Genomic DNA, 20,348 nt, shown 5'->3' with positions numbered 1-20,348 from the left:
ACATCGCGGGGCTCGGCGGCGGCCTCGGCCTCGGCCCGCACTTCCTCCGAGACCGTCGGGACGGCACGCTCCCCGGACCACTCCAGGAAGGCCCCGCACTTCCCGCAGAACGCGTCGGCGTCCCGGTTGCGCTTGTCGCAGCGGCGACATGTGATCATCGGCGGACCACCTCCAGGTGACAGGGCACATGCGCGGGCAGGCACTCCCGTACCAGCGCTTCCAGTTCGACGGGGTCGGCGTCCTGCTCGTGCTCGACGGTGACCCGGACCACCACGCCGGATGCCGCCCGGTCGGGGAAAGGGGTCTCCGGCCGGACCGAGGTGTGGACCCCGCCGGAGTCGTGCAGCTCGACCTCGCCCCCGGTGGCCAGGGCGAGCCGGGCCCGTAGTCCTTCGCCGGTGCCGCGTGCGCGGTGGCCGCGCAGGGCGTGCGCGGTGACCGCCCGCTTGCGCGCCAGGGGCCAGTTCTCGTCGAGCCCGGTGCCCAGCCGGTCGGCCAGCCAGACCAGGAAGTCCTCCGGGGCGAGCCACGGGTCCAGATAGGCATCGAGGCAGTCCAGCGTGGTGGCCACGGGTGCCACCACCTCGTCCCACCCGGCCGTGAACCGCACCGTGAACGGGTCCTCCCGGAAGACCGTCGGCAGCAGCTCGGCGAGCGAGTACGGGCTGCCCAGGCCCTCGACCGCGGCTCTCACCGGCCCTCCTCCACCCTGATGTGGTGGTCGTAGGAGACGACCAGGCTGTGGGCGGTCAGCTCGACACGGCGGGTCTCCTGCCCGCGCTCCCCGGTGACCGGGTTCGCGGCGAACAGGCGTACGTCGTCGACCAGGTCGACCCCGTCGACGCGTTGCAGCAGCGCGAAGACCTCACCGACCTGGACGGGACGGCCGAACGGCCACCCCTCGCCCTGCGGTCCGCCGCCGGGCAGCGGGTCCAGGAAGCGGTACAGCGCCTCCTCGACATCCCGCCGTACCCGCTCGGCGCGGGCCCGGCGGTCGGCGGTGATGGCGGCCACCACCGTCACGCCCCGGTAGAGCGGCGGCTCGACCATGACGCGGGTGCCGACCAGGCGGACCTCCTCCAGCCGGCGCGCCACCCGGTCGAGGGTGTCCTGCCCGGGTACCAGGTGCTCCAGCCGGACCCGTTCGCCGACCGGGGCGGCCGGCACCACCAACAGCCGCACACTGCCCGGCTCCTCGGCGGGCAGGCAGCGGATACGGGCCAGTTCGGGCGCGGCCTCGTGGGCCAGGGACTCGAAGTCCTCGGCGGTCACCGCCCGGTTGCTGCGGCGCAGCAGGAGCGGGCCCCTGGCCACCGCCTCCGGGAGGGTCTCCCCGTCGGCGCCGCCGCGGGCCGGCCGGCGGTTCTCCACCGCCGCGACGAACGGCAGCGAGGACATCAGCGCGCGCACCGCGCCGGCGGCGACGTTGCCTTGGGTGCCGCCGCCGACCGCGAAGCCCCGCAGGCGCACCGCGGCACCTTTCTCCGGGACCGCGCCGTACCGGCGCAGCGAGCCGTCCGCCTCCCGTACGGCCGGCCCCAGCCGGACCTCGCCTGCCGCGGCGTCCAGCACGAAGTGCCGGTCGCCGGGCCCGCTGCCGGTGAAGTCGTCCACCGGGCTCCAGCTCTCCCAGTCGGTCTCGCCGCCGGGGGCGAGCGTCTCCAGCACCGGTTCGCCGTACGGGGTGAGCAGCGGGCGGACGGGGACCTCGAAGCGCTGGCCGGGCACCCCCTCGGCGTCGTCGAGGACCTCGCCGTCGACGATCTCGACGTTGGTCGCGGTGACCGTCGCCCCCACCACCGCCGTGCTCACCCCGTGCACGACGGGGCTTGCCGTGTAGCCGGGCCGGCCCGGTTCCGGTTCCCGTACCCGGGCCCGCAGCCAGCCGGCGGTCTCGCCGCCGATCACCGCCCCGGCGTGTTCGGCGGGCACGTGGACGACCACGTGCCCGGAGCGGTTGAGGCCGCCCGTCCCGTCCTCGGACACCTCGCACGGCCGCCACATCGCGCCGTCCCATGCCTCCCAGGCCAGCGGCGGCGCCTCCGGGTCCACACCGACGCCGTCGATCCGTCCGTCGAACGCGACGCGCACGGCGCAGCCGGGCACCGCCCGCTCCAGGCCGAACAGCAGGACGTCGCCCGGCTCCGGCTCGGCGCCGAAGGCGGGGAAGGGCGTGCGGACGCCCTGGCCGCCGAATCCGGCGGGCTCCGGCGGCCCGTCCCCGGAGGGCCGCGTCATCACGTGAACCAGCGCGCCCGGCACCAGGGCGACGTCCTCGTCGGTGCGGAAGACGACGGCCTCCTCGGTCTCCGTGCGCACGGTGGCGACCCGGGTGCCGCGGCGGATCACCAGCGGCGCGTCGGTGACCGGGGCGGTCGACCAGAAGGTGACCGGCGTGCGGGCGGCGACCGGTGGCAGCATGCGCAGCCCGACGAGGTCGAGGAACTTCGCGTACAGCCGGTCCGGCACCTGGTTGAGCCGATAGAGGGTGTGGTCGGTCATCATGGCGAACGCCTCGACGAGCGTCAGCCCGGGATCGGAGGGGTTGTGGTCCGTCCACTCCGGGCAGCGGCGCGCGATGAGCCGCAGCGCCTCCTCGTAGAGGTCCTGGAAACGCCGGTCGTCCAGATCGGGGGTGGGCAGCATGACGGTCAGGCTCCTGCGTCCTGCTCGGCCGGAGCGGGTTCGTCGTCCGGAAGGGTGTAGAAGGGGAAGACCATGTTGCGGTGGTCGTTGGACCCCTTCACTTCATAGGTGATCGCGATGTTCATCAGAGAGGGCTCATCGGGGTCGGGTGCCGCCAGCACCGACCGGACGGTGATACGGGGTTCGCAGGCGGTGAGGGCCGCGGTGACCTCTCGGCCGACCTCGTCGAGGGTGACGGGGTCGGTGCCGGCGAAGACGTAGTCGCGCAGCCGGGAGCCGAAGTGGGGGCGCATCGGGCGCTCACCGGGGTACGTCGTCAGGATCAGCCGCATGGACTGCTCCAGCAGCGCGGTCCCGGTGACCGTACGGACGGACCGGTGGTCGCCCACCCCGAGAGGGAAGGCCCAGCCCGTCCCGATGAAGTCGTCGGCCATGGTGGCCACCTCCGTGGCTCAGTTGAGTTCGATCGTGGAGCCCTTGATGGCAACGGTGCCGGTGCTCTCGATGCTGATGGACGACTGGGCACGCAGGCTGAGGCTGGCGCCCCCGTCGATGCTGACGTTGCCTCCCTGGCCGGCGCTGATCTCCACCGTCCCGCCGTCGCCGCAGTCGATGTGCAGCCGGCCGGCGGCGGCCTTGCTGTCCGGCGGCCGTGGCCGGCAGGTGAGTGTCAGGGTGCCGGCGACCTGGTCGATGGCCAGGCCGAGGGAGGCGTCCCGGGTGCCCAGCACGATCGCCGAGGCGGTCGGCGGCTGTTGGGGGGAGGGGGGCATCTTGTCGTGGAAGGCCAGCATGTTGCCGGACGGCGAGACGATGCCCCGCCGGACGACCTCCGCGGTGTGGCCGGTCGCCTCGACGGCGGGGCCCGCCGGCCGGTAGTCGCTGGCCTTGCTCAGCACCCCGCCGACGACGTACGGACGCCGCGAGTCGCCGAGTTCGAACCCCAGCAGCACCTGGTCGTCCACGTCGGGCAGCAGCATCGCCCCGGCCCGGCGCCCGCCGCCCGCCTGCACCACGGGGGCCCAGTCCGTCACGAACGACGGGTCGAGCCAGGGCAGCGACACCCGCACCCGGCCGGTGTCCTCCGGGTCGTTGACGTCGGTCACCACCCCGCACATCAGGCCCTCGGCGCGCGGCCCCGGCGCACTCGCGCCGGCCGCGCCCGCCGTCAGCCCGAGCAGGGTGCGGTCCTCGGCGCTGCCGAGCTGGAGCCGGGTGCGGTACCCGCCTTCCAGGGCGTCGAAGACATGCTGGGCGGCCGCGACCGTCCACGTTCCGGAGAACAGCGGCGGCGCCCCGGCCACCCGGACGGCGGCCCCGGCCCGCAGCCGGGGGTCGCCGAGGGCAATGCCCTGGGCCTCGGCGAAGCTGCCGCCCAGCCGGCCCGCCGGTCCCTGGACCGCCTCCCGGGTGGCCGCGCCGAGGGCCGCGCCGACCGCCGGCAGGGTGCCCGTCACGATGTGCCCGTTCGCCGTGGCGGCGGGCCCCCGCGAGGGATCGCCGGCCGGCGGCGGCGCCGGTGGACAGGAGCCGGCGGCGCCGCGGACGGCCTCGGAGACGGTCGTCCCGTCCAGGTCGGCGGTGTGCGCGGCGGTGTCCACCGTGGTGGAGACGACGCGCGCTTCCAGCGGGTCCCACGCCCTCAGTTCCACCTCGGGCGCCATGTTGCCCGCGGTGACCCGGGGCCGGAAGGTCCACAGGTCGCGCTGGAGTTCGAGCGGGATGGGGGTGTCCCGCGCCCCGGCGACGGGCCGGAAGAAGAAGCCGTCCTCGGCGACGCCGAACTCGTAGCCGATCTCCTGGCAGCGCCAGGTCAGGAAGTCCCAGTCGGTCTGGTTCAGTTGGCCGATGTGCCGGTGCGAGGTGCGGGTCGGCTCCACCCGGCCCACGCGCAGCCCGGCCTCCCGGGCGACCCGGCGGGCGATGTCGGAGTCCGTCGCGTTCTCGAAGGTCCGCACCCGGGAGCGGCGCTGGAGCCGGTGCCCGGCGTCGTAGGCGCGTACGACGGTGATCATCGACAGGTCGACGTACTCCCCTTCGACGGCGGTGACCTCGCCGGCCCCGACGAGGGCCGGCTCACCGCTCTCACCGGCGTCCGTCCACACCTCGATCCGGCTGCCGAAGGTGATGCCGGTCCGGTCGAGGATGTCGGCGTCGTCGTCGCGGAAGGTGATCTCGACCATGGTCGGCAGATGGGTGCGGCTGTCCACCACCGCCCGCAGGACGCGGGCCTGGAGGTCGTCCGGCAGCGCCCGCGCGGCGGCTCCGCCGACCCGGACGGTGGCCGCCGTGGGCGGCGGCGGAGCGCCGGTCGTCGCGTCGGTCATCAGAACCGTCCCTTCACCCAGGCGCGGCCGGGATCGGTGTGGGGGCCGAGCGCGGCGTCGTCGGGCAGGCCGGCGGGGCGCCTGTTCCCGCGCTGCGCTCCGATGGCCGGATTGACGTGCCCGCCCCGCTCCGCCGCGTCACCGGCCCCGTGACCGAGCACATGGAGGGTCAGGTTGCGCAGTTCCGCGCGGATGGGACGGCCGCCCCGGCTGAAGCGGGTGTAGGTGCAGTCGAACCGCATGAGCTCCACGGAGTAGTCGAAGCCCCGGTCGGCGGCGCCCCACTCGAACCTCAGCGGCTCCCTGCGCCCCTTGCCCTTGCCGCCGGGCGGCGGGCGCTCGGCGACCCAGTCCATGAGGGTGGCCACGATCGTCTGGCAGCGCTCGCCGGTGAACACCAGTGAGGAGACCACCAGCCGCGTCGACCCGCGGGTGGCGATGGAGTGTACGAAGGCTCGGGCATCCTCCTTGTCCTGCGGCCCGATGGGGTCCGCGAGCCCCTCGGCGTTGTGCGAGATGCTGATCTCGGTCGGGTTGAACTGGAAGACGACCGTCTCGTGCCTGCTCCGCAGTTGCGCCCTGGTGACGACGCGCTGGAGCGAGCCGCCGCCCGTCGCACCGGTCACCGGGCCACCCCCGCCGCGCCCTGGCCGGGGGCGGACTGGAGGAACCCGCCGTGCTCGAAGGAGATCCGCTCGATCGCCACGGAGGTGCTCTGGGCGCTGAGGTCGGGCCCCACCCACTCCTTGGGGTAGGCGTTCTGGAGCACCCAGCTGGTGACCACGCGCCCCTGGGCGTCGAACAGCCTGATGGTCAGGGTCTGTCCCTCGTACTCCTCCAGGCCGCCGTCGTACTCGTTGCCGACCCAGCCCGCCGCCACCCGGGCCAGCCACGACTGGAGTTGGGGCGAGTCCTCCTGGGTCATCACCCGTTCCAGGGTGACGGTGCTGTAGTCCAGCCGGTCGGGCAGCAGCGCGGTGTCGAAGTACTGGCCGCCCTCGCTGATCTCCTTGGACGCGAACCGCACCTGAAGACCCCGGCAGGACGCCCACAGCCCGAGGTCCGTCCCCCATTCGTCCAGCGTGACGTGGAACCGCATGGCCATGCCGGCGCTCGGGTAGCGGGCCGGCTGCCGGGGCGCTCGCTGGTCGAGCACGGCGCCCGCCATATGCGGCAGCTGCCCCATGGCCTGGCCGGGGTGGGACCAGGCCATGCCCGGCAACTTCTGTGTCATGTCGGCTCCTTGGGGCACTGCGGGCGGATCGGTCCGGGCGGGCGGCGCGGACGGGCGCGCACGGCCGGTGTCGGGCGGGCGGTCGGTTGGTCCCGGGGTCCCGGGGGGTCGGGGGGCGGGGGCGGAACAAGGGGGCGCGGAAAGGCGTCCGCTCAGTACATCCGGGGCATCCCCGGTCCCGGCATCGGGCCGGGCCTGCCGGGCGCGAAGTCGTCGCTCAGGAACCCGGTGTGCACGAGTTCCAGGGTCTCCATGGCCACTTTTCCCTGGCCGGCGTTGAACTCGCCGATCCCCCAGGAGACCGGGAAGAACTCCCGGAGTTCCCAGGTGACCGTGCGCGCCCCCAGCCAGTTCACGAGGGCGATCGCGCCGGTCAGCGGCTCGTTCCGCAGGGAGGTCTCGGTGAGCCACTCCTGGACCACCTGGGAGTCCGCGCACGCGGCCCGGGAGAGCTTGATGTTCTGGTACTTCGGGACGCCCGGATAGATGAGCGGGTGGTTCCAGCGGTCGCCCGCCCGGTACTCGCTCATCTGCCAGGTGACGTTGAGCCCCGACGCGCCTGCCCAGTCACCGAGTTCGTACCGGCTCCGGTCGATGGCCACGGTGAAGCTGTGCGCCATGCTCACGGATCCGAAGAACGCGTCGGCGCTCTTGTTCAGGCCCTTGGCGAACTGGCCTGCGTTCATTTTCCCAACCTTTCCGAGGATGTGTCTCGTCCGGCGCACGGGGAGGGCGGTCACCAGCGGGGCGACAGCACTCCCTGGCGCTCGCGCTCCACCACGAGCTCCCGGCGCACGTGCGTGAGGATGCGGTCGTGCAGCCGATGGGCCAGCGCGTCCAGGACCGCCGGGTGGTCGAGGGCGGACAGCACGTTCCAGTGCAGCGCCGACGCGTCCCCGGGCGACTGCCCGCCGGTCCCCCCGGGCGGTAGGCCCCAGGACCCGCCGTCGCCGGGCCCGCTGCCCCCCGGCCCGCCGGAGAACGGCGGGAAGGACGGTGCCGACGCCCCCGGGTACGCGGACGGGAACGGCTCCGGGGACGGCGGCGGGGGCACCGGTGGGACGTCCGCCCCTCCGCCCTCCACCGCCGTCGCCACCGGGGCCCGGTCGGGGCCGCCCGGAGTGCCGTCGCCGTGCGCCGGGCGGCGCACGTGGTGGAGTCCCGGGGCGGGGCCGCCGGGCCGGCCGGCCGCCGCACGGATGTCCACGAGCGACCCGAGGGACACCAGCGTCTCGGCCCCGGCGGCCAGCCAGGGCGCCTCGGCCGCCGCCTCCCGTTCGTCGGCGGTGGTGGCCGGATGCGCCGGGGGGCCGCCCGTCGGACGGTGCTGCGGGACCACGTACAGCGCGCCCGCCGGTTCGCCGGACGCCGCCGTCGCGGCCGAGTGCACCAGGCGCAGCGCCGGCCGGGGCGGGGCGCCGGTCGCCTCCGCCGCGGACACCGGCGCCCCGGCCGGAAACGGGGCCGCCTCCGGTGCCGCTCCCGGCGAGGACGGCGGGAGGGCCGGAGTGGGCGCCTCCCGTCCGGTGGGCGGGAGGATGTCGGCCGGGGACGTGGCCGCCGCCCCGGTCGGGACGGCCTCGGCCCCGGTCGTGGCGGGGGCCGCCACCGGGCGGCCGGGAGCGCCTGCCCCGGATGCGGCGGGCCGGTGAACGGTCGCCGCGGCTACGGCTGTTGAGGGCAGCGCGGGTCCGTCGGCGCTCCCTTTGGAGGAGACCGTCACGGGTGCCGCCACCGGAGGCACGCTCTCCCCGGCGGCGGGTGCGCCGAAGGCGGTGGGCCCGGGTGGGCGGAAGCCGGGCGCGCCCGCCCCGGAGTGCGGTGCCGGTGGTGGGGCGGCGGCCTCGGACACGAGCGCGGGCGCCATCGCGCCGGGCACGGCGACCTCGTGGAAGTCCCCGGGCCCGGCCGCCGGAGCGGCACCGGGCCGAGGAGCGGACGCCCGGTGTGCGGCGGTGCCCCATCCGGCAGGGTGCGGTGGCGGCAGCGCACCGGCGTGTGCACCGGGTCCCCGGTGCACCAGGGCCGGTCCTTCCGGACGGGGGGACGGCGGGGCGGCGGCTCCGGCCGTCCGGTGCCCGGTGGCCTGATGCCCGGTGGCCTGATGCCCGGTGGCCCGGTGTCCGGCGGCCCGGACCGGTGGTTCCGGCCGGACGGTGGGCGACAGGGCGCCGGTCGACGACGGCATGGTGCCGCTCTCCGTGCTCCACGGCAGGGCGGAGCCGGTTCCGGCGCCCGGCTGCCGGACGGCGCCGGGCCGGCTCCCGGCCGGTGGGACCGGTCCCGCGTCGGGGGACGGCCCCGGTTCGGGCACGGTGTGCGCCTTTGGGGCGGACTCCGCCCCGGGCAGGGGCTCCATGCCCAAGGCGGACTCCGCCCCGGGTGCGTCCCCCATCGCCGGAACGTGCTCCGCCCCGGGGGCGGACGCGTATCCGGGCGGGGACACCGTCTCGGGCAGGGACATCGCCTCGGTCAGGGACTCCGTCGCGGGCGAGGTCTCGGTCTCCATCCGCCGGGCGGGCTCCGTCGCGGGCACGGTTTCCCCCCTCGCCGTGGACCGCGCCCCGGCAGGGGCGCGTATCCCCCTGGCGGGTTCGGCCCCGGTGCCGGAGTCCGCCCCGGAGTCCGAGTCCGTCCCGGAGTCGGAGCCCGCTCCGTAGGGGGCTCCCGCTCCGGGCTCGGGCTCGGGCTCGGGCTCGGGCGTGGGGTCGGACCCCGTCCCGGAAGGGGACCCCGCCGTGGCAGCGGGGCCGAACGTGGACGTCGACGTAGTCGACGGCCCGGCGGCGGACGCGGGCACAAACCCGACCGCGGTGGCGGACGCGGACATGGCCGCGGGCGCGGGCGCGGGTCCGGTGGGCGCCGGGGCCGGGGCCGCCGTCCGGTCGGCCGACGCGTCGTCCGGTCGTCCTCCGTCGTCGTCGACGGCGGGGGTCTGCGCACCGGTGGTGCCGGAGCCGCCGGTGTACGCGGGGGCTGCGGTGGCGGGCACGCCCACTGGGTCGGCCTCCCGGGACGGTTCCACGTTCCGTCCGGCCGGGCGGCCGGCGCGCGGGGCGCGGGGCGCGCCCGTCCGCGGCGGTGCGGCCGGGCCGGGAAGCTCCGTCGAGGCGCGCCGGAGTTCTCCGCCGGGATCCTGGGCGGCGGGACGGGCGAGGCGGCGGGACTGGTTGAGGCTCCATGCCGCTTCCCAGCTCCGCGATGCCGGGGCACTGCCCGGGGCGGGCTCGGGGGCGGGCCCGGGGGCGGGCTCGGACACGGACGAAGGCGCGGGCGAGGGCGCGGCGTCGGGGTACGGCGCCGCCTCCCGCTCGCGTGTCGACGGGTCCCGCGCTTCCGCCGGTGACGCAGGTGACAGCGGCGAGGGGACCGGCGGCGTCGGTGCGTTCGCCGGGGTCTCGCCCGCCCGTCCCGGCCCGTCGCCGGGGTCGTGGTGGGAGAGGCGGCGCGTCAGGTTCTGCCGACGGGACTCGGCGAGACTCGCCCGGGGACCTCCCGGCGGAGGCGCGGCGGGCCGGGGCGGTCCCGCCACCGGCGCGGACACCGGCGGGAGCACCGCCGGGCCGGCGCCGTACGGCTCCTCCGGGCCGGGCCGCGCGGGCTCCTCCTGCCGCACCGAGCGGGCCAGGACGTACGAGGGCAGCTCCCCGACCCCTTGGAGCCGGTCCACCAGCCAGGCCGGGCGGTAGGCGTCCAGTTGCCGGTCGAACTCCGAACGGGGCGGCGGGGGCGTGACCGGGCGCGGCTCGCCCACGTACGCGTCCGTCGCCCGGGTGAGGGACGGCGGTGTGGTCGTGCCGTCCGGGGCGGCCTCCGGGACGCCGACGACAGGGAGCCGCCGGGGCCGGGGCGCCGGTGGCTCCGACACCGGGGAGTGCGCCCCGGCCGCCCCGGACCGGCCGACCGGCACCGGCCGGTCCGGCACGGCGTCCCCAGGCAGGGGCGGGGCCGGGTGGGGCGGGGCCGGGTGAGCCGTCGGCGCCAGGGCCGGGCCGGCCAGTCCGACGACCCGCCCGCGGGGCGCGGCCTCCGGTCGCACGGCGCGCGGCGCCCGGTGCACCAGGGGCCGCGTCCCCGCTCGGGCGACGGCGCCGGGGGCGGTGGCCGCGACCGTCCACGGCGTGACCCGCGCCGTGGTGCCGAGCGCGGGCAGCCGCCGCCACGCCCCGGCGGCCCGGAGCGTCGGCGGAGCGTCCCGCGGCGACGCGCCCCGGACCGGGGTGCGGAACCAGGAACGCGCGAACTGCCACGGCCACCGCATGATCGGTCGCCTCCTTCTCGTGTGGGCGTCGGACGCGGACGGCGCTCAGCCGTCCGCCGCGTCGGGATCGGAGATCCTCTTGTTGATCCGGCCGATCTCCTCGATCACCCGCTGACGCGCGGGGTGCTCCAGGTCGAGGACCGAGTCGGCGGACCAGTGCAGGTAGTAGGCGACGTACACGACCTCCTCCCAGAGACGGTCGGACGCGTACGTCAGGATTCCCCCGCGGCCTCCCCGGCCTCCCCGGCCTCCCCGGCCACATCGACCAGGAAGGCGTGGGCGCAGGACGGGCAGGAGACCTCGGTCTCGGTGCGGCCCTCCTGGTTGATCCGCCGGTACAGGTCCTGGAGGAACGCCAGGTCCGACGCGAAGAGGTTCTCGACCGTGTCGGTCCCGACGTCCGTGACAGCGCCCAGGCGCGTGACGGTCCGGCTGAGGAGCTGGATCGTGAGGTAGGCCGGGTTCTGCTGGACCCTGGGGTCGGCCTGCGGGGCGATCTCGTCCCGCGCCGTGGCGAGCCGCATCGTCCCCTCGCGGTGCACCCGGCCCGACGCGTCGACGTAGCCGCGCGGCAGGACGAACGGGTACTCCGTCCGCATGGTCTGCCCCGTCGTCTCGCCGCCCATCAGGAGACCAGCGGGATCATCTCGACCCGCTCGCAGGTGAAGGTGACGGTCTCCAGGACGATCTCGGACGCGCCCGCCTTGAGGTTGCCCACCTCGATCTTGCTGGGCCAGGCGCCGAACATCGTGTAGGTGGCCTGCACGGCGCCCTCGGCGTTCTGGAGCTGGAGGGTGCCGCTCATGCGGGCCGCCCCCAGCCCCTCGCGGCACATCACGTGCCAGGCGAAGATGGCCCCCGAACCGTCCACGCCCCGCTTGAGGGTGACGGTGGGCGGCTTGGTCTTGCCGAACTGCTTGGTGTGGACGATGGCGCCCGTCCTGGCGTCGGCGGCGATGTACTCGGCCGGCTCCACCTCGGTGGTGATGCCGCTCAGTTCCGAGAAGTACGCGGGGGCGGTGTGGTCGAACGAGACGACGAACCGCGCCGCGGAGATGGCCGAGGGCGCTCCGGTGTTGGACATGAGGGTGCTTCCTTAGGGGGTGTGGTGACTATTCGTCGAGCGCGGAGCCCTGGGAGAACTGCGACAGCCGGAAGACGACGAACTCCGCCGGCTTGACGGGGGCGATGCCGATGTCGATCGTGAGGATCCCGGCGTCCCGGTTCTCGGGCGGGTTGTTCTCCTCGTCGCAGTGCACGAAGAAGGCCTCGGCGGGGCTGCGGCCGAACAGCGCTCCGCTGCGCCAGACCCGGGTGAGGAACATGGTGATGGTGCGGCGCACGCCCTCCCAGAGGTACGGGTCGTTGGGCTCGAAGACCACCCAGTTCGTCCCGTCGAGGATCGACTTCTCCACGAAGTTGAAGAGCCGCCGGACGTTGAGGTAGCGCCACTCGGGATCGCTGGAGAGGGTGCGCGCGCCCCAGACCCGGACGCCCTGGCCGGGGAAGGTCCGCAGGCAGTTGACGCCGACCGGGTTGAGGAGGGCCTGCTCGCCCTTGGTCACCGCGAGGGCGGGGGAGAGCACGCCCCGGATGACCTCGTTGGCCGGGGCCTTGTGCACGCCCCGGGTGTCGTCGTTGCGGGCCCACACGCCGGCGACGTGACCGCTCGGGGGCAGCAGTTCCGCCCTCTTCTCCACCGTGTTCATGACCTTGATCCAGGGCCAGTACAGCGCGGCGTACTTCGAGTCGAAGGCCGAGAACTCCTGCCGCCACTCGTGAACCCGCTGGGCGTTGAGGTCGGGCAGCGGGTCGAGCACCGCGACCCGGTCGCCCATCAGCTCGCAGTGCGCGATGAGGGAGGTCTGCACGGCCTTGACGCCCTCGGCGTCGATGGCGCCGCGCTGGTAGGCCGCCATCAGGTCGGGCACAGCGACCATGGTCACGTCGTCCAGCGCCTCCAGGCCCGCGAGCCCCGTACGGGCCGCCGTGTCGCCGATGTACAGACCGGGCGACAAGCCGGGCGACAGGCTGTCCTCCACCGCGGCCGGCGCGTTCGCGGACCGGGCGGGGGCCAGGGACGCCTTCGCGCCCTTGGCGGGGCGGGTCGGGCCGGCGCCCTTGATCTCCTCCAGGGTGATCAGGGATGACTGCCGGACGAGGGTGGCGGCGTGTGCCGGGCCCTTCCGCATGGAGAGGTTGTCGTGGACCTCGGCCACCTTGCCGTCGCGGCGCACGACCAGTTTGAAGGTCTCCTCGCCGCCGTCGGTGGCGTCCTCCACCTCGACGGTGACCGGTGTGCCGCCCTCCCCGGCGGCGTCCGGGACGAGGCCGACGGCCAGGGCCGGGCGGGCGCCTTTGTGGCCCGCCAGCTCGACGCGGTCCGCGGCGGGCGCGGCGGGCGCGGCGGGGGTGTTCCCGGCCGCCGGCTCCGCCTCGGTCGCCCCGGTGCCGAGGCTCACGATGTAGGCGTTGCCGCCCCCGTTGAGGAAGTAGCCGTAGACCGCCTGGGGCAGGTAGGCGCCGCTGACGAACTCCCCGAAGACGTTGGTGTACTGCGTCCAACTGGTCACCAGGAAGGCCGTGTTGAAGGGCCCCTTCGCGGTGAACCCGACGAAGGCCGCGGTCGCCGTCCCCACGCCCTGGATCGGCTTGATTCCCGAGGAGGTCTCCTCGACGTAGACGCCCGGAGTCAGATAACTGGGCACGCGTTCCTCACTTTCCTGTGTGACGCCTCATCGTTGTCGGACTCCACCGCCCGCCGGAGTCGCGTCGAGACAGCGGTTCAGCCCTCCGGCGCTGCCTCTTGGGGCACCGGACGGGGGATCTTCGCCCCGCTGCACGGCCGTTCGCGGCGCCCGCCGCCGTTGCGACGATGGGCGCATGCTGGACGCCGTCACGCTCTCCCTGGAGTCCTGGCTGCGGCACTGCCTCCCGGGAACGAGGCTGTGTGCCGAGGCCCCCGACGACCCTCCCGACGAACCCCCCGCCGCCCCCGGTGCCCCGCCCGCGTCACCCGCCCCGGAGGGCTCCGGGGCGGGCGGGGGCGGGCTGCTGCGCATCCGTCTGTACGACGTCCGTGAGGAGGAGCGGAGCCGCAGCGGGCAGATGGTGGCGCGTGGCCCCGACCGCGCCGTCGTCGCCCGGATGCAGCCGGTGCGGGTGTTCCAGTTCTCCTACCGTCTGACCGCGCACGGCGCCGGCTGGCGGGAGGGGCAGCGCCTGCTGGGGGAGGTGCTGCGAGCCGGTGCCGAACACCCGGCGCTGCCCGCCCGCTTCGTCCACGCCTCCCTGTCGGGCGTGGGCGGTGATGTCCCGGTCCCGCTCGTCGTCGCCCCGCCCGACCCGGTGCAGTTCCCCTGGGCCGGTCTCGGGCCGCAGCCTCTGCCGGCCCTGCACCTGGTGCTGCTGGCCCCGCTGCACCCGTCCGCCGACACGGAGCTGGAGAAGGCCCCCGGCCGTATCGATCTCGGCGCCTCGCGCACCGACGGGTCCCGGGGGACGTCGCGGCGGTCCGCGGCGCCGCCGCGGAACCGCATCGAGGAGCGGACGCGCGCGGAGAGCGGGGGAACAACGCGCGCGGAGAGCGGGGGAGCGACGGGCGGGGGGAGCGGGGGAGCGACGGGCGGGGAGGCGGGGTTCAGATGAGGCCCTCGCGGATCGCGTAGGCCACCGCGTGCGAGCGGTTGCGCAGGTGGAAGCGGTGGGTGACATCGTGCAGCACGTTCTTCACGGTCCGCTCCGAGTACGCGAGCCGGCCGGCGATCTCCCTGGTTCCCAGGCCGGCGGCCACCAGCTTCAGCACCTCGCCCTCGCGGTCGGTCAGCCCGCTGAAGTGCAGGCCCCGGGGGGCGAGGACGTCCCGCTGCACCTGCGAGACCTGCTTGAGCAGCCGTCCCAGCAGGTCCGGCGGCACCACGCCGGCTCCCCGCCGCACCGACCCGATGACCTGGACCAGGCGGTCGGCCGTGGCCTCCCGTCGGCGCACCAGCCCCGCGACGCCGGACTCCACGGCGGTCATCAGGCCGGCGTCGTCCAGCTCCGACACCACGGCGACGGCCTGCCGCGCCCCCTTGCTCCGCGCCGCCCGCAGCAGCCGCAGAGCCTCCTCGTCCATCTCGTCGGCGACGACGAGGGCCACCGTGGTGGGCGTTACCTGGTTCTCGTCCGCGATCCACACCCCTGCCCGGGACTTGAGGGCCGCCACGATCCCCGCTTCGGAGATGGGGTCGGACGCGCTCACGTGCACGAACGTGCGGTCAGCTGACATGCTCTTCTCTTCTCGCCTTCATGGCCCCGCTCCCCTCCGACCACGTTGTCGTCGAAGGGCGGTGCGAACATCTGTGCCATAGGTAAGTTTCCGTATCCCGCAGTGGCCGGGCCATGGTCCGGAGCGGCTACTTGCTGTACCGAACCGGTGTTACTGGCCGTAATCAATGTCCGTCTTTGGTGAGATTTGAGCTTACCGAGCGGTAGCCGACTGCCCGTGCCCCTTCGGTTCGCCGGGCCCTTGACGCCGGGTGGCACTCCCCGGCACCATCGCCACCGTCACATTCGGTGATCGGTCATCACCCTTCGGCGGGGCCGTCGGCCTTCCGCCGGTGCTTCTAGGGATTTTCCCTTATGCGCCGCCGCGCCCGGCCTCGCACCATGTCCGCTGAGATGTTGACGAAGATCCCGAAGCCGCCGTCGCCCGTCGTCACGGACCCGGACCACGGGCCGCCCGGATGCGGCGAGGAGGCGGACGCCGCGCGGTGGCTCGGCCGGCTGACGGCGCGCCGGATACTCGCGCCGGAGCGGCCGGGGCCGTACACCCTGGGGGCGGGCCGGAGCATCGACGTCCCGGCCGGTTCGGCCGAGCACCTGCTCTATCTGGTGGTCAGCGGCGGTTGCGCGGTCGACACCGGGCCCAGGCGCCTGAGGCTGGACCCGGGGACCCTGCTGTGGGTCAGGCCGGGCACCCCCTTCTCCCTGACCGCGCCGAGCGGACGGCCGACCGTCCTCCACCCGTTACGACTGGCCGGCGACCCGGAGACCGACCGCGACCTCGCCCCCGTCGTGCTGGTCCGGGACGCGTGGGAGCTGCGCTGGCTCGTCGAGGCGCTGCCCGCGGAGCTCGCCTCGGCCCTGCCTCACCGGAAGGAGCGGTTACGGGGCATGCTGCTCGTGCTCTTCTCCTCACTGCTGCGCAGGGCGGAGATGGGCGACGAACCCGGTGTCCTCGGCGCGTCCGCGCGCCGGGCCGTCGAGCGGTTCGTCGACGAGCACATCTCCGGACGTCCGCGCGCGGCGGACCTCGCCCGGGTCGCCGGCCTGTCGCCCGACTACTTCACCCGGATGTTCCGCCGGACCTACGGCATGCCGCCGCGGGAGTGGATCATCCACCGCAGGATCCAGCACGCGGCGACCCACCTGGACCGCACCACGTCGATCGGGCAGGTCGCGGCCCGCTACGGCTACGCGGACGGCTTCCTGTTCAGCAGGCAGTTCAAGGCCGTCATGGGCGTCTCGCCCCAGCTCTACCGTTCCCGCTGAAACCGTTCCGGAGTGTGGTGCACGTGGCAGTCGAAGAAGAAGCGTTCCCCGCGGCCGAGGAGTTCCGCGCCGGCCTGCTCCGGGCGGTCGAACGGACCGCCGTCTCGTGCCGGAGCGCCGGCGACGAGAGCGAGGAGACCATGGCCAGGCTGCTGGCCGAGGCACTGGCGGCCGAGCCCGTATGGGGGAGCGGGAGCGGCCGGCGGGTGATCGAGGAGCACGGACCGCTGATCCGCGAGGCGGTGACCGTACTGCTGCGCGTCGGCGTCGGCGGCGTCGACCGGGGTACGGCCGAGGAGTGGGTGCGCCGGGCGGCCGACTTCCTCGCCGGGTCGGCGGCCGGGTCGGCGGCGGCCGGCCCGGCGGCGGGGTACGGATACGTGTCCCCCGCGCTGGGCGGTCCTGCGCACACCGGTTCCGGCCTGGTCGTCCACCGGGACGCGGCGGACCGGCTCCCCGGCGGTCCTGTGCGCGACGGCGACCCCCGGGCGGCCGCCCACCGGCGGGCCCGGCGCTCCGAACGCGCCCTGCGGGACGCCCGGCGCATCCTCGACGGCCTCGACCGCACGGCGATCGACGCGGCCAACGCCCGCCTGATGAGATCGCTGGGCGCGGGCGAACGGGTCCGGCTGGTCTGGGTCGGCTCCCGGGAGCTGCTGCTGCTCGGCGGGCGCGGTCCCGCCTTCGCGGATGTCGCCGCCCTGCACGGGATGCCGGAGGCGCGGATCTCGGTCGGCTTCCTGCAACTGCTGCGGCGGCCGGGGCCGTTCGGCAGGTTCGGACGCCCCGGCCAGGTGGAGGTCATGGGGGTGCCGGAGGACGAGGAGGAACCGCTCCGCGACGCGTTCCGGCGCCACCGGACCGGCGTCGCCCTCGTCCCGGCCTCCCGCTGGGCGGACTGAGCCGGACCGGGTCCGCCCTGCCCCCCGGCCCGGGTCCGTCCTGCCCCCGGCCCGGGTCCGCCTTGCCCCCGGGCCGGTGGTCGCCGTACCCACCCGTCCCCGGGGCCAGCCGCGTCCGGCTCCTTCCCGGGTCGCGGCGGCGGTCCCTCGGCGTGCCCGATCGGCGGCCGGCCGCCCGGAGCCCGGCGGCTCAGGAGCGCCGTTCGAGGAACGGCGGTTGCACGGACGGCAGTCCGACCAGGAACCGGGCGGCGGCCAGGAGCCGGCCGCCCGCGGTGGCGGTGATCTCACCGCGCCCCTGCCCGGCGCCGTCGGCGACCGGCAGGTACGCCGTGAACGTCCCTCGCGCGGAGGCGGTGACCTGCCGGACCGGTCCCGTGGTGCCCCAGGTGAGCTGGATCCGCGCCCCGGCGGCGAAGCCGCTGCCGTACACCTGGGAGACCCTGCCGGGGTGGGCGACGGTGGGCGACAGCCGCAGCACCCCGCCCGCGCCCGGCGGTGGCAGCTCCGGCGCTGGGGAGGGACCCGGCGGGGGCTCCGGTGCGACGGAGGGGCGCGGCGGGGGCTCCCGGTGCCCGCCGCCGTGCCCGCCGCCGGAGGGCGACGGCCCCGGCCCGTCCGCGTCGGTGGGCGGCCGTGAGGGGCCGGGCGCGGGGCCGCCGGACGGCGGGTCGGACGGCGGGTCGGACGGCGCGGACGGGCCGGGTTCCGGCGCGGCGGGACGGTCCACGACGGCCCGCAGTCCGGCGGCCCCGCGCTGCTGCCGCCGGTCGGACCCGGTGGCCGCCACCACGTCCACGGTGCCCTCGTACCGGCCCGTGGCGGACGGAGTGAAGGAGACCACACCGGTGCAGCTCTCACCGGCGTCCAGCGTCCTGCCCACGCAGGCGCTCCGGAAGCCGAACGAGGCGGAGGGCGTCGCACCGGTGACGGTGAGCGGGCCCGGTCCGGAGTTGCCGACGGTCAGCGGCATGCCCCGGCCGGTGCCCGACGGCCGGTCGAAGGTGCCGAAGTCGATCCGCGTGGGGGTGACGGTCAGCCGCCCCGGCAGCGCCCAGGTGTAGACGTCGGGCTGCTGGTTGCGGTCGTCCCGGTGCAGCGACTCCGGCGTGCTGAGGGCGACGCGGACCCCGCGGTCGTCGAACGACACGGCGGGCCCGGACGCGCGCTCCGCGGGGTCCAGGACGGCGAGCCGGGTCGGGTACGCGCCGGAGGCCACCGTCCGCGCGTACAGCTGCGGTCCGGCCGGCGGCGGATCGGCCGTCAGATCGGTGGCGGTCGAGGCGAAGCCGACCACTCGGCCGTCAGGGGACAGCGCGGGCCGGCCGCTGTCCCCGTTCCCCGGGCGCCCCGACGCGCCGGCGGATACCGTCCTCGGCTCGCCGCCCCGTCTGTCGGCGACCACGACCTGGGCGGGCCGGCGGGGCGCCGACGGGCCGGGGGCGCTGACGTACGCCACCGTGCTGCCGTCCGCCGACACCGCCGGAGCGGACGCGGCCGTCTCTCCACCGGACGCGCCGGGGACCGCGGTCGCGGAGCCGTACCGTCCGCCCGCGCCCGCGCCCGTGCCTGTGCCGGTATCGGTATCGGTATCGGTATCGGTATCGGCGGAGGCGGCCAGGACCGTGCTGGAGTGCGGCGGGGTTCCCGGCAGTCCGCGGGAGGTGAAGACCAGGGTCCGGCCGTCCTCGGAGAGGGCGGGCTGCCCTCCGTCGACGACGACCGGCGCCGCGCCGCCCGCGCCGCCCCGCCGGCCGGCGATCCCGGCGGGCCCGGGTTCGAACCCGCCCCCCGGCCGCAGGTCGCGCCGTACCTCGACCACCTGGCGCTCGGCGCGGACGGTGACGGAGAAGCCGCCCTGTGGATCGCCCGTGCCGGCGGCGCGGTCGAGCGTGACCTGGGCGGCATAGGTCTGGGCGCCGCCCGGGGGGAACGGCCGGTCAGGACCCGTCGGCTGCCGGTCCGGTCCCGGTGCCGGGTTGACCAGGAAGTACAGGGTGTCCGCGCCGGACGCCCCGTCGAGCACGTCCCCGGGACGTCCCGGAAGGACCGCCCCGGGGCGCGACGCGCCCTGCCGACGGGCCGCTTCGCGGACCTCCGGCCCCGGGTCCACCAGGCTGATCGCCGCGCAGTCCTGGGTGAACAGGCCCAGCCGGCCGCGCATTCCGTCGGCGGGCACCCAGACCAGGAGGGGCCGGCCCGGCTGGACCGGCGGCAGATCCAGGCGCGTTCCGACGACGCCGCCGGCCGCGGGCACCCCGCGGCGCAGCGGGAGTTCCGCCATCTCCCGCTCGGTCGGACCGGAAGCCCGTTCGCAGGTGGCCTCGGGCGCGGGACGGGCGCAGGACGCCAGCAGCACGACGCTCGCCTGCCCGTAACTGGTGGGGCCATTGGTGGACAACCGGTCGGTGACGGCCGGTTGTCCGGCGCACCCGGCCGGCCGGAAGGTGACGGCGACCCGGCAGAAGCCCTCGGCCGTGCACTGCTTGGGCGCGATGGAGAAGTCCCCGCCCTCCCGGGTCCCGGTGCTCTGGAGGACGGGCTGACCCGTGATGTCGGCGTCCCGGAGCTCCGGGACCAGGGATTTGGTCCCGAGGGTGACGGTGACCGGTGCGTCCGTCGCCGAGAACCCCTCCGGCCGGTTCCCGAAGACGCCGAAGTCGATCGTGGCGCCGACCAGGATGTCGAAGGTCGCGTTGGTGCCCGCCGTGAGCACGAGGCCGGGGGACACCGGCGACAGCACACTGGGGTAGGCGACCACCGAACCGTCCCCCGAGATCCGAGGACCGCAGTCCTCTCCGCACCGGCCCGGGAAGGACGACGGGACGGGGCCGGGCGCGGCGCCGAGGTCGGACGCCTTCATGGTGCCGGGCCGGTCCAGCGCACCGACGCCGGTGGTGTCCCGGTCCACGGCCACGATGGAGGTGCGGCGGGACTGGTCCAGCAGCCGGCCGCCGCTGCGGTACACCACCGTCCGCCCGTCCCGGGAGACCTGCGGCTCGGTCGCGTCCACGTCCGGGTCGCTCAGCAGGGTGAGCGCCCCGGTCTCCAGGTCGCGGCCGTAGACCCGCCAGGAGGAGCCGCCCGACCGTGGGAACAGCGGTGTCGCCGCCGACAGGTCCCGTCGGCTCTGGAAGACCACGTGCCGGCCGTCGGCGGAGACCTGGGCGTCGCTGCCGCCGGCCGCCTCGTCCTCGCCCCGGCCGATCGAGACCAGCTCGGCGCCGGTGTCCGGCGCGGCGTCGGCGGCCCACCAGGTGGACGCCAGGCCGCCGGCGACCACCGGCACCACCAGGGCCAGGACGATGAGCAAGGACAGCGGTCCCGCACGCCTCTTGTGCTTCCTCCCGTACGTCATGACCCGATCGAAACAGTCCGGGGCTCCCGTGCGACCCGCCGCGGGGGAGCCCTTTCGGGGCCTGCCGCCTGCCCGTTGGGGCGCG

Annotated in this window: 17 protein-coding genes; 3 read left to right on the top strand and 14 right to left on the bottom strand. The window is 75.5% G+C overall.

Going from position 1 to position 20,348, the window contains the following annotated elements:
- Nucleotides 1–154 precede the first annotated feature (154 nt).
- The 12 genes from ACIOGX_RS12505 to ACIOGX_RS12450 all read right to left on the bottom strand — a co-directional run bounded on the left by ACIOGX_RS12505 (nucleotide 155) and on the right by ACIOGX_RS12450 (nucleotide 13,176).
- Complete coding sequence (locus ACIOGX_RS12505) at nucleotides 155–694, bottom strand: phage tail protein (protein ID WP_356517728.1); 540 nt, start codon at nucleotides 692–694, stop codon at nucleotides 155–157.
- Nucleotides 691–2,646, bottom strand: coding sequence for a putative baseplate assembly protein (locus ACIOGX_RS12500; RefSeq protein WP_401912565.1), 1,956 nt, complete (start codon nucleotides 2,644–2,646; stop codon nucleotides 691–693). Before ACIOGX_RS12500 ends, ACIOGX_RS12505 begins: the two co-directional genes overlap by 4 nt.
- Nucleotides 2,647–2,651: 5 nt before the next feature.
- Nucleotides 2,652–3,080, bottom strand: a complete 429-nt coding sequence (locus tag ACIOGX_RS12495) for a GPW/gp25 family protein (RefSeq protein WP_401912561.1) — start codon at nucleotides 3,078–3,080, stop codon at nucleotides 2,652–2,654.
- A gap of 18 nt (nucleotides 3,081–3,098) precedes the next feature.
- The gene (locus tag ACIOGX_RS12490) at nucleotides 3,099–4,973 is read right to left on the bottom strand and encodes a VgrG-related protein (RefSeq protein ID WP_401912559.1); all 1,875 of its coding nucleotides are present in this window, start codon (nucleotides 4,971–4,973) and stop codon (nucleotides 3,099–3,101) included.
- Nucleotides 4,973–5,599, bottom strand: a complete 627-nt coding sequence (locus tag ACIOGX_RS12485) for a hypothetical protein (RefSeq protein ID WP_401912556.1) — start codon at nucleotides 5,597–5,599, stop codon at nucleotides 4,973–4,975. Before ACIOGX_RS12485 ends, ACIOGX_RS12490 begins: the two co-directional genes overlap by 1 nt.
- Nucleotides 5,596–6,207, bottom strand: coding sequence for a phage tail protein (locus ACIOGX_RS12480; RefSeq protein WP_240046065.1), 612 nt, complete (start codon nucleotides 6,205–6,207; stop codon nucleotides 5,596–5,598). The genes ACIOGX_RS12485 and ACIOGX_RS12480 overlap by 4 nt, the downstream gene beginning before the upstream one ends.
- A 152-nt stretch (nucleotides 6,208–6,359) precedes the next feature.
- Entirely contained in the window at nucleotides 6,360–6,893 is a 534-nt protein-coding gene (locus tag ACIOGX_RS12475) for a phage tail protein (RefSeq protein WP_129773393.1), read from the bottom strand.
- Between the two features lie 50 nt (nucleotides 6,894–6,943).
- Nucleotides 6,944–10,468, bottom strand: a complete 3,525-nt coding sequence (locus ACIOGX_RS12470) for a hypothetical protein (protein ID WP_401912553.1) — start codon at nucleotides 10,466–10,468, stop codon at nucleotides 6,944–6,946.
- Nucleotides 10,469–10,513: 45 nt separating this feature from the next.
- On the bottom strand, nucleotides 10,514–10,684 hold the full coding sequence (locus ACIOGX_RS12465; RefSeq protein WP_345790117.1) for a DUF6760 family protein: 171 nt from the start codon (nucleotides 10,682–10,684) through the stop codon (nucleotides 10,514–10,516).
- Nucleotides 10,681–11,067 (bottom strand): hypothetical protein, encoded by a 387-nt coding sequence (locus ACIOGX_RS12460; RefSeq protein WP_401912550.1) that lies wholly within the window; start codon nucleotides 11,065–11,067, stop codon nucleotides 10,681–10,683. The genes ACIOGX_RS12465 and ACIOGX_RS12460 overlap by 4 nt, the downstream gene beginning before the upstream one ends.
- Nucleotides 11,068–11,093: 26 nt before the next feature.
- A complete protein-coding gene (locus tag ACIOGX_RS12455; protein WP_129767173.1) occupies nucleotides 11,094–11,552 on the bottom strand; it encodes a phage tail protein in 459 nt (152 codons plus the stop codon).
- Nucleotides 11,553–11,580: 28 nt separating this feature from the next.
- Nucleotides 11,581–13,176, bottom strand: a complete 1,596-nt coding sequence (locus ACIOGX_RS12450; RefSeq protein WP_401912547.1) for a phage tail sheath family protein — start codon at nucleotides 13,174–13,176, stop codon at nucleotides 11,581–11,583.
- Nucleotides 13,177–13,351: 175 nt separating this feature from the next.
- Here ACIOGX_RS12450 and ACIOGX_RS12445 point away from each other — a divergent pair, with 175 nt between their 5' ends.
- The gene (locus tag ACIOGX_RS12445; protein WP_401912544.1) at nucleotides 13,352–14,116 is read left to right on the top strand and encodes a Pvc16 family protein; all 765 of its coding nucleotides are present in this window, start codon (nucleotides 13,352–13,354) and stop codon (nucleotides 14,114–14,116) included.
- On the opposite strand, the gene ACIOGX_RS12440 is transcribed toward ACIOGX_RS12445, so the two are convergent.
- Nucleotides 14,109–14,738, bottom strand: a complete 630-nt coding sequence (locus ACIOGX_RS12440) for a response regulator transcription factor (RefSeq protein WP_356517711.1) — start codon at nucleotides 14,736–14,738, stop codon at nucleotides 14,109–14,111. The genes ACIOGX_RS12445 and ACIOGX_RS12440 overlap by 8 nt on opposite strands.
- A 380-nt stretch (nucleotides 14,739–15,118) precedes the next feature.
- On the opposite strand from ACIOGX_RS12440, the gene ACIOGX_RS12435 reads away from it, so the two are divergent.
- A complete protein-coding gene (locus ACIOGX_RS12435; RefSeq protein ID WP_356517709.1) occupies nucleotides 15,119–16,003 on the top strand; it encodes an AraC family transcriptional regulator in 885 nt (294 codons plus the stop codon).
- Between the two features lie 23 nt (nucleotides 16,004–16,026).
- Entirely contained in the window at nucleotides 16,027–16,905 is an 879-nt protein-coding gene (locus ACIOGX_RS12430; RefSeq protein WP_401912540.1) for a hypothetical protein, read from the top strand.
- Nucleotides 16,906–17,095: 190 nt separating this feature from the next.
- On the opposite strand, the gene ACIOGX_RS12425 is transcribed toward ACIOGX_RS12430, so the two are convergent.
- Complete coding sequence (locus ACIOGX_RS12425) at nucleotides 17,096–20,263, bottom strand: hypothetical protein (RefSeq protein WP_401912538.1); 3,168 nt, start codon at nucleotides 20,261–20,263, stop codon at nucleotides 17,096–17,098.
- Between the last annotated feature and the right edge of the window lie 85 nt (nucleotides 20,264–20,348).

It is taken from the genome of Streptomyces sp. NPDC088147 (assembly GCF_044741565.1).
Lineage (GTDB): Bacteria > Actinomycetota > Actinomycetes > Streptomycetales > Streptomycetaceae > Streptomyces.
This window is presented reverse-complemented; position numbering and strand designations above follow the sequence as displayed.

Excerpts from the sequence above, each read along its gene's own strand:
- ACIOGX_RS12495 (WP_401912561.1), bottom strand. The coding sequence starts at position 3,080 with ATGGCCGACGACTTCATCGGGACGGGCTGGGCCTTCCCTCTCGGGGTG.
- ACIOGX_RS12490 (WP_401912559.1), bottom strand. The coding sequence starts at position 4,973 with ATGACCGACGCGACGACCGGCGCTCCGCCGCCGCCCACGGCGGCCACC.
- ACIOGX_RS12455 (WP_129767173.1), bottom strand. The coding sequence starts at position 11,552 with ATGTCCAACACCGGAGCGCCCTCGGCCATCTCCGCGGCGCGGTTCGTC.
- ACIOGX_RS12445 (WP_401912544.1), top strand. The coding sequence starts at position 13,352 with ATGCTGGACGCCGTCACGCTCTCCCTGGAGTCCTGGCTGCGGCACTGC.
- ACIOGX_RS12480 (WP_240046065.1), bottom strand. The coding sequence starts at position 6,207 with ATGACACAGAAGTTGCCGGGCATGGCCTGGTCCCACCCCGGCCAGGCC.
- ACIOGX_RS12435 (WP_356517709.1), top strand. The coding sequence starts at position 15,119 with ATGTCCGCTGAGATGTTGACGAAGATCCCGAAGCCGCCGTCGCCCGTC.
- ACIOGX_RS12460 (WP_401912550.1), bottom strand. The coding sequence starts at position 11,067 with ATGCGGACGGAGTACCCGTTCGTCCTGCCGCGCGGCTACGTCGACGCG.
- ACIOGX_RS12475 (WP_129773393.1), bottom strand. The coding sequence starts at position 6,893 with ATGAACGCAGGCCAGTTCGCCAAGGGCCTGAACAAGAGCGCCGACGCG.
- ACIOGX_RS12440 (WP_356517711.1), bottom strand. The coding sequence starts at position 14,738 with ATGTCAGCTGACCGCACGTTCGTGCACGTGAGCGCGTCCGACCCCATC.
- ACIOGX_RS12425 (WP_401912538.1), bottom strand. The coding sequence starts at position 20,263 with ATGACGTACGGGAGGAAGCACAAGAGGCGTGCGGGACCGCTGTCCTTG.
- ACIOGX_RS12470 (WP_401912553.1), bottom strand. The coding sequence starts at position 10,468 with ATGCGGTGGCCGTGGCAGTTCGCGCGTTCCTGGTTCCGCACCCCGGTC.
- ACIOGX_RS12500 (WP_401912565.1), bottom strand. The coding sequence starts at position 2,646 with ATGCTGCCCACCCCCGATCTGGACGACCGGCGTTTCCAGGACCTCTAC.